Here is a 13,872-nt window from a genome sequence, read left to right on the forward strand (position 1 = left end):
ATGCAGGTTGCATCCAACCAATATAAAACAGTTACTATCGGATGAAAACTTACTTTATAACAGGCATAGATACGGATGCTGGGAAAAGCGTTGCCACGGGGATGTTGGCAAAATATCTGCTATCTAAAGGTGTAAGCGTGATAACCCAAAAGTTAATTCAAACCGGATGTGTTGGGGTGTCGGAGGATATAATTACCCACCGTAAGCTTATGGGAATCGAACTTCAACATGTCGATGTCGACTTTACAACCTGCCCGCAGGTCTTTACCTATCCCTGCTCTCCACATCTTGCTGCCGAAATTGATAGTAGGGAGATAGATTTTGATGCCATAAAAGCATCAACCAAAAAGTTGGAATCGATGTATGAAAAGGTATTGCTGGAGGGTGCTGGCGGATTGATGGTGCCAATTACTCGCAGCTACTATACTATCGACTACATTGCCGACAATCAGCTGCCCGTAATTTTGGTAACCTCTTCCAAACTGGGAAGTATTAACCATACCTTACTAAGTTTAGAGGCTTTGTTTGCCCGTAATATCGAGGTGGCAGGTATTATCTACAATAAGTATCCAGCAGGAAGCCCTCAAATAACAGCAGACTCCATTCGTGTCGTTGAAGATTTTATTAGTCAGAGGGGGAAACTTATCCCTATGGCGGCAATGGGAGAGGTGATTGGTAACGAGGTGATCGATTTTGATGTGTTAAAGATGATTTAGTTCGTTGCTATACGTAAAATATAAGCCCGATGTTCTTTTAAAAACATCGGGCTTTTTATGCTATTCTGCTACTTTCCCATTTGGCTTTCGAGCCGTTGCCTATCGGCAATTAGGTTGTCTATAATGGAGGAGTACCTTAAGGCTCTGCTATCTCCTGCTTCGGTATACGAGGTGATTATCCACTTTTTGGCAGTTTCGTAGTTGCCCAGTACTTCGCTGGTAAGTGCTAGGTTGTAGGCTGCGGCGGCCTTTAGCTTCGGTTCGCGAGCGTTGTCGTACTCCTGCTTCCAAAGCTTCTGCGCGCTTTCCCAATCTCCCGTAAGGGCAAATCGTTCGGCCTTCTGCGATAGCGGCGTTTTTCCTTTAAACATCAGCCTATTTTCCCAGTATCTATGAGGAATTAGCTGCGCCGAAAAGTTGGCGCCTAAGTCGCGGCTTACGTACAGCATGGCATCGTTCTTTTTAATGAGCTTTGTGGCAGCCTCAAGGTAGGTGCGGGCGCTTTGCTTCCATTCCTTTCTAAATCGGTACGAGTCTTCGTAGGTTATGCTGTGCGAAAGATTGTTGTAGAGGCGAAATCCAGCTTCTGCCGAGGCGGTACCTCGTGCCGAAAAAAGAGGTTCGGGAGTGTTGTTGACAACCGCTTTATCCGCTGTTTTTGCCGATTTGGTAATATGCTCTAGGGTGTAGTCCGAGTCGAAGTATTCCAGAACAAGTACCGCATCAGCGCTGGTGCGCTTACATATATCGCCTATGATATTCCATGGTAGCATGGGGCCAAACTGAGTGCTGCTTGGGCTACCGCTCATCAGCTCTTTTTCATAAACGGCTACCGAAAAACGATCGCTTTGTCCAAGTTCCTGCGATAGTCCTTTAATGCATTCGCGCGAAAGCCTGCTATCGTTACCGGGTAGCTCTCCTGTCAAAACCCCTTCTAGCACCGATCGTTCTCTTCCTATCGAACGGTTTACAATGGCAATGCGTTTTACCTCGCTGCCTACGGTTACGTTGGCTGGGCGAGCCGTTAGCACGCGCATATCGCGGGTGCTGCTACAGCTATATAGCACGCCCGAAAATACAACAGCCCAAAGTAGTAATCTCATATTCCCTCAAATTTGGTCGCAAATATACTTAACCAAGAGAGATATTGCACATATGGGGGAAAAAGGGAAGGATGGTTGATCGGTGTTGCTCGCGGGTTGGGATAGATAAAAAATAGAAAGGACGCTTTTCACAAGCATCCTTTCTTAGCAGCTGAATAAGCATAGCACCCAGTTAGTGAATTATCCTATGCTAATTACTATAACATGCTAGTGCGATTTTGGTTGAATTTTTTTCTAACTTTTTTCAAAAAAATCAAAAAAAAATTATTTAAGCCTTCTCGTGCTATTTGCTGCTGTGTTTGCTCCGTTAAAATAATGAGAAATCTAGTGCTCGCTACTTTTTTCGGTAGGCCCAATAGTAGAGTATCCTAAACGAAAGTAAGTCGCGCTGGGGCATGCCTCTTAGCCTGCTTAAGTTGTCGAAGTAGCCGATAGGTTTGGCACTTCGATTTTCGTCGAAGTTTTTACGGTACATCAGCGAAAGCTGGCTGCCAGGGGCAAAGTTCCACAGAGCGCTCATTTCGACGGTGGCTGCGGTGTAGCTGATATCTCGGTTGGGCAAAAAGGTAATTTCATCTACCCAGCCATCGTCTTTAAGATGGTAAAACTGCTTGTAGTGTACGGTTGTCCAGTTGTAGCGTGCACGTAGATTAGTAAAGGCGTTTTTGGAGATGATGTAGCGCATCTCTGCCGATTGTTCGTAGTTATTTATGTCGCGCCTTCCGAATACAGGAACGCCAGTAGCGGCATCGTTCTCGGCGTAACCGATGGCATTTTGGTTGAATGTTCCAAAGAAACCCACAGTAGCGGACAGGCGGTTGCTGAAGCGCAGCGTCGGGTTTAGCTGGAGGTAGAAGGCGCTTTTGTCGTATTTGTCAGCCATCCAATATCCCACTAAACCGCGACTGATGGCCAACGGTTGGCGCAGATCGGTATTGAAAGAGTAGCCTAACCACATGGCACGGGGCTCAGCATACTTGTAGCCGAACTGGCGTGGCTCGAAGTAGTCGTACTTGGTTATTGGGGTGATTGAGGTTTCCAATTCGTGGTGAAACTCGTTGTGGTAGGTTACGGCTCCTTGTATGCTGAACTCGAATCGTGAGTAGCGGGTGGGCTGGTAAAGCATTTCGTGTGTGGCGTTCAACGACAGCTTGCGGTACTTGGTGTTTGTGCCCTTATCGTACGATATGTACTCTACTTTTCCGAAAGTGATGATACGGTTGTTTTGCTCGATATAGCCCATGTAGGAGGGATTGTAGGTGTCGGAGTAAAGGGTGTTAGAAAGTTCGACGCGCACGTTACCTGAGGTTTTGAGGGCGCTTATCGTGTAGGCCATTCCACTGGTGGTCGTTTCTTGTGCCTCGTTATGAAGGGCATACTGTAGGGCTCCTTTTACGGCGTAAGACTGGTGCTTATTGGCTAGGTAGAAATCTACCGCTGAGTTGTTGAACATGAATTGCTGGCCTGGTATTCCCAAGTTGGCATTGATGACTGATAGGTATGAGCTATTTTTTATAGGGATATCGACTACGCTTACGTTGTAGTTGGATAACGGCTGTACGTTTACTTGGCGGGTTTCTCCAGTTTGCCTGTTCGTAATCGTGGCGTAGGTGTTGCCGGTGATGGCGTTGAGGAATCCGATGCCGAGACCCTCCTTGGTGCGCCCCGATATTTTGGTGGCGTTAATCATGGAGGTCGCGTTGGGCATTTCTGAGACGTATTCGTTGGGGTTAAGATTGTCGTAAGCTCGGCTGTTATTTACAGGGGAGCTGCCTATGCGGCGGGAGTAGAAGATCCCTCCACGCGCAAATAGCTCAGAGCCTTCGGTAAAGAACTGACGATTCTCATCAAGACGTTGCTCTACGGTGGTTAGGTTTAGTTGGATGTCGTCGGAGCGTACTTGGCTAAAATCGGGAATGGTAATCATGTCGAGCGTAAAGGCGTCGGAAATACCGTAGCGTAAGTCGAGCCCCCCTTTAAAACGGTTGTTGGTCCCCTGCTGACTGCGCTCGGTGGTATTGGAAAGGTAGGGTGTCAGCGATAGACGAAAGGGCATTTCGAGTTGGTTGAATCCTTCGAGGTTAGCCTCTTGGTTGTTTATTCCTTGAATGTTAATATCAACAGGATTGAAAGTGTCCCACTCGTTATTTCGTTTTATGAGGCGCCACTGGTTAAATCCCCATACGCTATTTTTTGACGAGAAGCGTAGTTGGGTTAGAGGAATTTCCATTTCTACGCTCCAGCCTCTATCGTCAATCTTGACGGCACTGTACCAAACCGCGTTCCATCCCAAATCGTAGGTGGTTCCAGTAACCTTTTGATCGGACTGCACGCCAGCTGCCGAAACCATGAAGTAGAAAGAGGTAATGCCGTCGTTGTAGGGGCTAAATCCAACCGAAAAAATATCGCATTGGGGCGTATCGTATGAGTCGCGCGCACCAAGTTGTGTGGCAATTTTGCTGGCGGCGGTATCCTCCATCCTGCCGTATATGTAAATTGACGACTTGTCGTAAAGGAGTCGCACCTCTGTTTTGAGTTGGGCAGGTGACAGGCGGTTGGGGATGTGCTGGATGTAGGAGGTGAGCGGTTGTGCCTTTTGCCACACCGCCTCGCTAAGATCTCCATCGACTTTGGGCTTTTCAGTGGTAAAGGTGATGGATGCGTTGCGGCGCATCTGCTGCGAGTATCCGATTTGGGCGAGCAGCATTAGTAGTGTTACGGTACTAATTGTCCTGATAGGTAGGCGGTTCATTTTCGATTTGTTTAGTTGTAGCTCAAATCTATTTCGGCTTTTTTAAATATTTTTGATGCTTATTTACAGGCCTACTGCAGCAAAGTAGACATCCCTTACCTCCATACGAAAGGTTTATAGATAGATACAGCCGCTGTTAATCCCTCTAATCTTTGTTTTTGTATAAAAAAAGGTGGCGCGGTGGTTGTAGGCTACTCTTTAACATACGGTTGTTATAACTTTATCAACGAACAATTTGATGGAAGAGATGAGCATTTACGACATTACGGAAAGCAATCGAATTAACGCCCTGCTGAACAAGCGCTGGCTCCGCCATTTGCTGTACTGGGGGATAACCGTGATGTTTTTTACTTTTTTCTGGGGGTCTGATAAAAACGACTACCAAACGGTTTTACTCAATGAGCTGATGCTGCTTCCTCCTAAGCTGCTGGCCGTTTATACGGTGCTGATGTTGCTTGTTCCGAGGTTGTTGTTTAAAAAAAAGTTGCTGCTATTTACTCTTGCTACCTTTCTGGTGATGATGCTGTGCGGAACGCTGCTGCTTATTCTACAAGATTTTGTGCACTCCCAGGTGCTGTCTATATTTATAGCCAAGCCGACAACCATCAATCGCTTCGAGGCTCTATCAGCCATGGTAGATATTAACACGGTGCTCATAATTCCGTTGGTGATAAAGATAGTGGAGCATGGCTACCGTAATATGCAGCGCAGCGAATTGCTCGAGCGCGAGAAGTTGGAGACTGAACTACAATTCCTAAAAACACAAATTCATCCTCACTTCTTTTTCAATACGCTCAACAACCTTTACTCGTTGGTTTTAAAGAAATCGGACAGGGCTCCAGAGGTGGTGCTAATGCTTAGTGCGCTGATGCGCTATGTGTTGTACGAATCAAACGTAGCGCGGGTATCGGTGGATAAGGAATTGAATCACATAAGCAACTACATCAACCTTGAAAAGTTGCGCTTGCCTGCCGACTCAGAAATTCGTTTTACCGTGCATGGCAATGTGGCGGCAATGACTATCGAGCCAATGCTACTTATCCCAATTATTGAAAATTGCTTTAAGCACGCTTCTGCTCCTGTTGGCGACAGCATCTGGATTCTGATCGACATTAAGGTGGAAGAGGGGCTCCTGATTATGAATACCGAAAATAGCATTGATACGGCCAGCCAAGGAGCAGATAAGGGGCCTCATGGTGTGGGTATGAAAAATGTGAAGCGGAGGCTCGAATTGTTGTACCCCAACCGTTACGACCTTAAGGCAATTACCGATGGATTTTCGTATCTATGTAAACTAAAAATAGAACTAAGCTAGTATGGGCAAAAAAATCAGCTGCTTAATTGTAGACGATGAGCCGCTTGCTGCCGACATCATCGAGGAGTACCTTTCGCGTATGGATGGGTACGAGCTGGTTGCCAAGTGCAACTCTGCGATTCAGGCTTTCAGTATCCTTTCTCAAAACAAGATAGATCTGCTGTTTTTGGATATTCAGATGCCAAAGCTTACAGGAATCGAGTTTCTAAAATCGCTTCATAATAAGCCGAAGGTTATTTTTACAACCGCCTACAGCGAGTATGCCCTCGAAGGCTATGATTTGGATGTGGTGGATTACTTGTTAAAGCCAATTCCTTTCGAACGGTTTCTTCGCGCTATAGACAAGGCTTCGCGTCTTATTTCGTCGAGCACTGTGCTTGCTTCTCAGGCTGGAAACTCGCATGCAGCATCGGAACCGTACATATATGTGCGGGAGGATAAGATTACCCAAAAAATTTTCCTGTCCGAAATTTTATATATCGAAAGCCAGGGTAACTATGTGAAAATTGTTTGCACTAATCGTGAGATTACTTCTTACTCCTCAATTTCCTTAATAGAGGAAAAGTTGCCAGAAAACTTGTTTTTGAGGGTTCATCGGAGTTTTATTGTATCTACCGATAAGATTACGGCTTTCTCAGGTACAACCATTATGATTGGAAAGATTCAGATACCTATTGGGCGTAGCTACAAAACGTTGGTTGAGCAAATCCTGAATCAGGAATAGAGGATAATTAGTTAAAAGCCAAACTATTTTTGTTTGGCTTTTGATGTATTTAGATGTATTTAGATAGCTGCTTACTAGATTATATTTTCGTCGAAACCACGTCGCTCCATCTTTCCCCACTCTCGCTTGCCTCTAAAGAAATAGTCGAAGTTGCCTTTTACCATCCAGTAAAAGTTAAGAGGATGGTAAAAGAAGGGTTCTACCATGGCCATTAGCATCAGCTTCACCAAATCTATTTTGCGGTTGTAGTGGTGATAGGTTATCTCTTCGGAAAGGATAGATAGTAGTGTAATCATCAAGAAGAAGGAGTAGACTACTATAAAGAGGAAAATGTAAAATGGTATATTTAGTAGCCCCATTGAGAGGGTAATAAGCACGTAAGCAATACCCAAAAACTCGATAGGAATAAGTATCCACTCCATAAATACGGTGTATGGAAAACTTACTAGTCCAATAAATCCAAATTTAGGATTAAGCATCATTTTTCGGTGAGCGAAGATTGATTCGATAAAGCCGCGGCTCCATCTGTTTCGTTGACGAGAGAGCACGTTGGCGTCTGATGGAGCTTCTGTCCAGCAAAGAGGGTCTGGTATAAAGTCGACAACATATTTTTTCTTGGCGACTTCTCGCATATAGCGATGAATTCTTACCACCAGCTCCATGTCCTCGCCAACTATTCCATGACGGTAACCTCCAGCCTTAACTACAATATCTTTGTCGAACATACCTAGTGCTCCTGAAATGATTAGTAGTCCACGGAGGTAAGCCCATCCCATTCGAGAAAGGGTAAATACCCTGAAATATTCGAGAACTTGGAAGCGTTCGAGCCAGCCATCAGGTAGGTTAACCTGTACTACTTTGCCATCTTTTACCTCGCACGAGTTGACAATACGAATAACACCTCCAACAGCCACCACTTGCTTGTCTTTTTCTTCCAAAAATGGTCTTACAAGTTTTAGTAGCCCGTCGTTTTCTATAATGCAGTCTACATCGATGCATAGCAGCAACTTTTTTGTAGAAAGGTTGATTCCTGCATTGAGTGCATCTGCTTTGCCTCCATTTTCCTTATCGATAATTACTAAATGACTGTATGCTAAGTTTCGTGATTTGTATACGGCTCTGACTGGTGCTGTCTCGAGCGTTGCTGTTGGAACATACTTTACAGGGGCAAGGTTAAAGGCTTCGATGAGTTTGTTCAACGAATCGTCTTTACTACCATCGTTTACAATAATTATTTCGAAATCGGAGTAGCTTATCGAGAGAATAGAACGAACGTTCTCGACAATTGTTTTCCCTTCGTTATAGGCTGGGGCAACGATGGTGATTCCGGGTAGATATTTAGAGGATATGAGGTCGTTTACTGGTTTGTATCGACCCTTTATTTGGTGCTTACGCAGCGCAATAACAGAGACAATGGCAAGCGTTAGGTATGATATAACTACTCCCACCAAAATTATTAGAAATAGAATCTCGATAATGTGGTTTATACTCTCAAAAGTGATGTTCATTTGGATACCCCTTTCGTATTGTCGTTCATTAGAGTCTTAATTTCTTGTTTTTGAGGCTCATCAAACATTCCAATGATGACTTCTTGTTTGGTTATGACGGTTTGCATCATTTGCAGAATGAGCATCTTCATCTCTCTTTCTTTTTCATTGATCATCATATTTCGAGCCCAAAGCAGAGAATCTTCTGAAAAATAGGGTTGTATGGAGTAGAGTAGCTCTACTTTATTTTCCGATGGTGCATTTTCTATTGCTTCTACAATATGCTTTTCGTAGTCTACGTAGTCTAAGTTCATGAGGGTGTTCATGGCTGCTCTTGCTACCTTTATGTTTGGGTGTAGCAGCATCTTTTTTACAAGAGGGATGTGCTCTTCTTCGTAGTATTCGTGGATAAGATTTAGGCCTAAAATAATGACGCCTTCATTTTTGGATTTCAGAAGAAACCCGTAGTCTTTTATAGCTTTGTTTTGTAGGCGTATCGCCGTAATAATCTTTATCGCATCAAAACCGACAAGAAACTCCTTAGATTCAGAAAGATATTCGAGTACGTAGTCTATTTGATTTAAGCGGATAAGTCCCAGAATCGTTTCAAATTTAACGTACTTATTGCTGCTTTCCTGTAGTTTTTGTTTTAGATGGTCGGTAGAGTCTATGTCGTTAAAGGAGGATAGGGTTTTTATTGCCCATATTTTTCGGCTTGTTCTAATCGCATGCAGTTTTTTGCGAACAAAAGTGTTTAGGTTTAGCTCGAAAAAAAGGTCGTGAGTACGCTGTTTAAGTTCTCCTTTAAAGTTTAAGTTGAACATGTTAAGCGTATCTATAAAACTACGAATAATGAAATCGTTCGAAAGATAGTGCTTCATCTTGCTAAGCGCAAGATATTTGGTTTGCTTATCGCCGTAGATATAGTCGAGTATATTGCTGTAGTAGTTTTCGTAGTGTATCTTTTTTATAATTTGGTGCCCAATGCCCTTTGTCCTTGCCATTAGGGTTATTAGGAAAAATATTAACCCAGCAAGCATGCTGACAAAAATTGAATAGAAGAGCACCTTACTAATTGGTGGGAATTCAAAATTATCTCTCAAAAAGAAGTATATCCCACCAACGGATAGATGGAAATGGATGGTTGTCGTTACTATAAATGCAAATAAAATTAAAATCGAAACAATGTAGATGGCAATTAGTGAGTAGTTTGAAATGATATACTTATTTTTCTTATTGTTGGCTACAATGATGATTACCGCAAATACAATTAGTAATACGGTGAATGTTTTGTAAAATATTTCTACAATAGGTATTAGAAAAGCCGCTTTGAAACCTATTGTGCGAATAAATAGATAAAAGAGAATTATCCCCAGAATTGCAGCCAATCCTGAAATAAAAACATCGCGATGTTTCTTTAAAAAATCTCTCTTATGTAAGGCTGTCATTCTCTTATTTTTTTATTCTGTTTGTAAAAAGTAGAGAGTCTGGCATGAGTTTATTGTTTGAGCAGGTGTAGGCACACATCTTTTTAAACGAGCTTAAATAGTTGGCAAGCTTCGTCTGCTGCTTCGTGTTGTTTGATTCTGCAAGATCCATAGTTGGGGTTATTTCGTACAATCGGTTCATAGAGATAAGATATAACCCACTTAGGTAGGTTGTTTGTTCATTTTTATTCTCCATTAATGGAACATTGTGGATATTTCTAAAATTTCGGACGGTATCTAGTCCCATTCCAATCCAGTGGACATACTTTGGTGTAGATATGGAGGCCCTTTCTTTTAGGAATGCTAGTAAACTCGGTGTTACATCAAACTGTGTTGAAACAGATTTGAAGTTAGCACTTCGTTTTAGCATAGGTGAGTATATAACTAATGGTACTCTGAATCTTTCGAGTTGAGTTGATATTGGAATTTCAGGCATACTGTGATCGCCTGTAATTACAAATATTGTGTTGTTATAGCTAGGCAGCTTGCTAAACTCTACAAAAAAATTGCGGAGCGCATCGTCGAAATAGAGGACTGAAGCAAGTTGGCTTTGGTAGGGTAGAATTTTTTCTTTTAAATCATCGCTTAGCTTTCTTTGTTCCACTATCTTTTGAAATCTCTGGTTATAATACTTTTGATTAGGAACTCTAAAAGGATCATGCATGGCAAGTGTAAGGGCAATGCTTATAAATGGTTTGTTTGCATTGCTATTTATTTCAACTATTTTTTGGAGGATATCCTTATCTCCGTAGCCCCAACTATATCCTTGGTCGTTTGGTGGAAGCTTACTTTTGTTGGGCCAGCTGCTTTTTAGGTCTACTATTTTTTCAACGCCCTGTCTTTTTAAGAAGAAGGCCATATCGTCAAAATTGGCATCACCACCATATACAAAATTCGAGGAATACCCATTGGCATTTAGTATACTTAAAAGTGTGTTGTGATTAGGCATACGATCGGTTAGAGACGCAAATCCCCTGATTGGAAGAGGTAGCGAACCTAGCATAGATGGTAAAACCGCAAAAGTACGCCCCGCGGTACTTAAAAAATGTTCAAAATAAAGGCTTTGGTTAGATAAAGAATCTAAGAAGGGGGTAAAACTTCCTAAACGCGCATTCTTCCCGCTGTAGGCTTTCCCGAGACTTTCAACTAAGATTATAACTAAGTTTGGTTTTACTTTGGCTGTATCGAAAAAAGGGGCAAGAACGTTACGTGTTTCGTCGAGATGAAGAAGAGGGTATTTTTTGTCAATAGTTTTAACTTCGCCTTTTAGGTAAGCTTCGTCTTCTTTTAGCCCTTCCGTTTGGGCGATATTCATTTGCTCGCTTTCTTTAATGTAATCCATTGTGCGCTGGGTAAAAAAGCCCAACTTATTGGAGGCTATAAACGTATTAAATCTATTGCCATTTGGTGCAGATTGTGCAGTCGAGTAGTTTGTTGTAATGATGGCTACTGCAAGTAAAGGGTAGAATAAAAAATATATACCTCTTACGAATTTTACTTTTCCGATATAGTGCCAAAGAGCAACAAATAGAATAGGGAAAACAATGAATGGTATAATATTTATAATATTCATAGAGTTAGAAGAACGAAGAATCTCGCTTAGTTCTTCCGTGTTATAGCTGAATATATCAGAGCCTAATAGCACTTTGGTGGTGGCAAAATATAGTTGAAGAGCAAGATTAGCAATTATTGCAATTATGCCTGCTGTGAGGAAAAAAAGTTCAGCAATTTTTTTTCGAAGGAGGCATAATGTATAGTAAGGAATAAGTAGTATTCCCGCAATCTTTAGTACGAGGTAAGTGTCGTGGAAAAAGCCTTGAAGATTTGCCCTTAGCGCATCATCATTAAGCGAAAAGGATGTGGTTAAGACAAATATTTCGAAAAGGCGCAGCAGCAGGAATATGGACAACAACGATAATGTGTTGTTTAGATAGCTGTACGATGCATCTATCAATCGGTCTACGTTCGAAACTTTTTTTATTGTCATTGCTGTTTAAAATGATTTTGCAATGGTAACATCTAGGGTATACTGGTTGCGATAGGAATTTTTGATTATCTCATTTCTATCGAATCCCACCTTGCTACTAATCACCCAAAGCTGTCCTAGCCTTTGGCTATAGACAATTTTTGCTCCCCACGATTTTAGTCGTGCGAGGTACGAATAGTCAATATTTTGGTGATCGAAATCAGGAGCTGTTCCAAAATTTACTTCAACACCAATGTAGGTTTCTGGGTCGGAAAAATATCTGCGTGAAGCTAACTTGAAGGAATAGGAAACATCTCCATTGCGAAATCGAAATTGAGGTCGAATAGAGAACCAGTAGCTTTTGTAGTATTTGCCAACAGTACCTGTGTAAAGAAGTACGTCGGAAGAAGAGAATTTCATATATCTAAAACCAAGAGATGCTTCGAAGGAATGAGGAAGGTTGTGGTAGTATTCGAGTCCACATCGAAAATCAGGGAATATGCTGGATCCTGAAAATCCAATATTGGCATAGGTGTATCCTCCTTTCCAAAAGGATAAGTAGGAGTCTGCTTCAGCTTGAAAGCCATTAGAGTTAAATCTGTTTGCATAGTTTACTCTTCCAATTACAGTTCCTATACGAGTTTTTCTGCTGTACTGTAAATAAGAGAAGTACCATGGATTTGTGCTATCGCTAAAAAAATCGTAAGTAAAGTTTGCCGATATTGTGTTCTGGGTGTTGGAATTTTTTATTTGAGCGTATACTAGCCTTGCTTCTAGTGAGGCTGGATCTTTATTCAAAACCTTTTCTATGGTTGCAGAGGCTTCTTTTCTTTTCCCTAAATTGTTTAGCATCTTCGCTTTTTTTATCAGAAGATCTAATTCGTTCGGATTTTTGCTGATGCTTTTATCGAGGATCGTAATTGCTGCACTATAATCTCCAGACCAATACTCTACGTTGTATTGGGCATTCGTCAGCTCTAGGCTATTTGGGCGAGTTTGTTCTAATTTCTGAAATTCGTTTCGGGCGTCGTCGTATCGTCCACTCCAAGAGTAGATGAGACCTAGGTAAAAACGTACATCACCGTCGTCTGTTTTAGCCAGAATTTCTTTGCAAAGTTTTTCTGCTTGATCGTATTTTTTTTCTTTAGCAAGTTGCTTTACCTGCTCGTATGACGATTCGGTGCTTTGAGAAAAGCAATCTAAGACTAATAATGTAAATACTATGATTGTTGCTATTTTATTCATTGCTGCCGTTTTTTAAGATTTCATATTCCTTTATTTTGGAAATAAGCTCATTGGTATCTAAAGGCTTTACAACGTAATCGGTTGCTCCAATCTCTATCGCTTTATCCATGTTGCTTTTCTGTCCTAATGCAGTTATTATAATGAAGGGAACGTCCAGCTTCATTTCATGTCGTACCATCGAGAGAAGCTCTATTCCGTTGGTGTGAGGCATTAGTATGTCGGAAATGATGATATCTGGCTTTTTAGTTTGGATGAGCTTTTTTCCATGTCGTCCATCTTTTGCCACAATAACTTCAAAACCTTCCAACTTCAGCCTATATTCTAAGGCTTTTAGCGTAACAATATCGTCTTCAACAACAAGTATCTTCATGTTAAAGTACAATTCTAAAACAGCTATAAAGGCATTATTTCACATCCTATAAACAACTGTTTTTTAAAATATGTTTATTTTGGTGTGGATTAATTGAGGTCTTTTGAACTTAAAAATGCAAAAAATGGAAAGATGTCCATGGACCGCAAGCGATGAGCTGATGGTTAAGTATCATGATGAGGAGTGGGGTGTACCTGTTTATGATGATGTTAAGCATTTTGAATTTCTGACATTGGAATCGGCTCAGGCTGGTTTAAGCTGGAAGACAATTCTTCATCGTCGCGAAGCATACAGGCTGGCTTTTGCTGGTTTCGATCCAGAGAAAGTGGCGTTATTTGGAATAGAAATGGTGGAGCATCTTATGCAAAATGCTGGAATTATTAGGAATAGGCAAAAAATTGAGGCTGCCATAAATAATGCTCAACGGTTTCTCGAGGTGCAAAAGGAGTTTGGCTCTTTTTCTGCATACATTTGGGGTTTTGTAGGAGGTGAACCTATTCAAAATGGTTTTAGAACGTTAGACGAATTGCCTAGCAAAACTGTTGAAGCAGAGCGACTCAGTAAAGATTTGAAAAAAAGAGGTTTTAAGTTTGTTGGTCCTGTAACTATTTATGCGCATATGCAGGCCGCAGGTTTGGTAAATGATCATTTAGTAGCTTGTCCTTGCTTCAAGGCTGTTCAGCTATTGGTGAGAAGGGAAGAGTAAC

At 41.8% G+C, this 13,872-nt stretch carries 11 protein-coding genes; 4 read left to right on the forward strand and 7 right to left on the reverse strand.

The genetic code is table 11. The features are described from left to right. The first annotated feature begins 41 nt into the window (after nt 1-41). Nucleotides 42-716: a dethiobiotin synthase gene (bioD, locus tag L990_RS18275; RefSeq protein ID WP_047452406.1), complete on the forward strand. Its 675-nt coding sequence runs from the start codon at nt 42-44 to the stop codon at nt 714-716. A gap of 68 nt (nt 717-784) precedes the next feature. On the opposite strand, the gene L990_RS18280 is transcribed toward bioD, so the two are convergent. Both L990_RS18280 and L990_RS18285 read right to left on the reverse strand, forming a co-directional pair. Then, nucleotides 785-1,819 carry a DUF6340 family protein gene (locus tag L990_RS18280; protein WP_047452408.1) on the reverse strand — a complete coding sequence of 345 codons (1,035 nt, stop codon included), beginning with the start codon at nt 1,817-1,819 and terminating at the stop codon, nt 785-787. Between the two features lie 334 nt (nt 1,820-2,153). Further along, nucleotides 2,154-4,571, reverse strand: a complete 2,418-nt coding sequence (locus L990_RS18285) for a DUF5916 domain-containing protein (RefSeq protein ID WP_047452410.1) — start codon at nt 4,569-4,571, stop codon at nt 2,154-2,156. A gap of 238 nt (nt 4,572-4,809) precedes the next feature. Between L990_RS18285 and L990_RS18290 the strand changes: the two genes are divergently transcribed. Together L990_RS18290 and L990_RS18295 are read left to right on the forward strand one after the other, a co-directional pair. Further along, complete coding sequence (locus tag L990_RS18290; protein WP_052181153.1) at nt 4,810-5,886, forward strand: sensor histidine kinase; 1,077 nt, start codon at nt 4,810-4,812, stop codon at nt 5,884-5,886. A 1-nt stretch (nt 5,887) separates the two neighbouring features. Further along, a complete protein-coding gene (locus L990_RS18295) occupies nt 5,888-6,610 on the forward strand; it encodes a LytR/AlgR family response regulator transcription factor (RefSeq protein WP_047452412.1) in 723 nt (240 codons plus the stop codon). A gap of 74 nt (nt 6,611-6,684) precedes the next feature. Here L990_RS18295 and L990_RS18300 read toward each other — a convergent pair whose 3' ends face one another. Genes L990_RS18300 through L990_RS18320 form a run of 5 tightly spaced genes read right to left on the reverse strand, consistent with a single transcriptional unit; the run spans nt 6,685 to nt 13,165 of the window. Then, complete coding sequence (locus L990_RS18300; RefSeq protein WP_047452415.1) at nt 6,685-8,118, reverse strand: glycosyltransferase family 2 protein; 1,434 nt, start codon at nt 8,116-8,118, stop codon at nt 6,685-6,687. Next, nucleotides 8,115-9,545: an ABC transporter permease gene (locus L990_RS18305; protein WP_047452417.1), complete on the reverse strand. Its 1,431-nt coding sequence runs from the start codon at nt 9,543-9,545 to the stop codon at nt 8,115-8,117. Before L990_RS18305 ends, L990_RS18300 begins: the two co-directional genes overlap by 4 nt. 4 nt (nt 9,546-9,549) lie before the next feature. Next, entirely contained in the window at nt 9,550-11,571 is a 2,022-nt protein-coding gene (locus L990_RS18310) for an LTA synthase family protein (RefSeq protein WP_047452419.1), read from the reverse strand. A gap of 6 nt (nt 11,572-11,577) precedes the next feature. After that, on the reverse strand, nt 11,578-12,795 hold the full coding sequence (locus tag L990_RS18315) for a YaiO family outer membrane beta-barrel protein (protein WP_047452421.1): 1,218 nt from the start codon (nt 12,793-12,795) through the stop codon (nt 11,578-11,580). Further along, a complete protein-coding gene (locus L990_RS18320) occupies nt 12,788-13,165 on the reverse strand; it encodes a PleD family two-component system response regulator (protein WP_047452423.1) in 378 nt (125 codons plus the stop codon). Before L990_RS18320 ends, L990_RS18315 begins: the two co-directional genes overlap by 8 nt. 124 nt (nt 13,166-13,289) lie before the next feature. On the opposite strand from L990_RS18320, the gene L990_RS18325 reads away from it, so the two are divergent. Then, nucleotides 13,290-13,871, forward strand: coding sequence for a DNA-3-methyladenine glycosylase I (locus L990_RS18325; protein ID WP_047452640.1), 582 nt, complete (start codon nt 13,290-13,292; stop codon nt 13,869-13,871). Nucleotide 13,872: the final 1 nt, after the last annotated feature.

The sequence above is a fragment of the Alistipes sp. ZOR0009 genome, assembly GCF_000798815.1.
GTDB lineage: Bacteria > Bacteroidota > Bacteroidia > Bacteroidales > ZOR0009 > Acetobacteroides.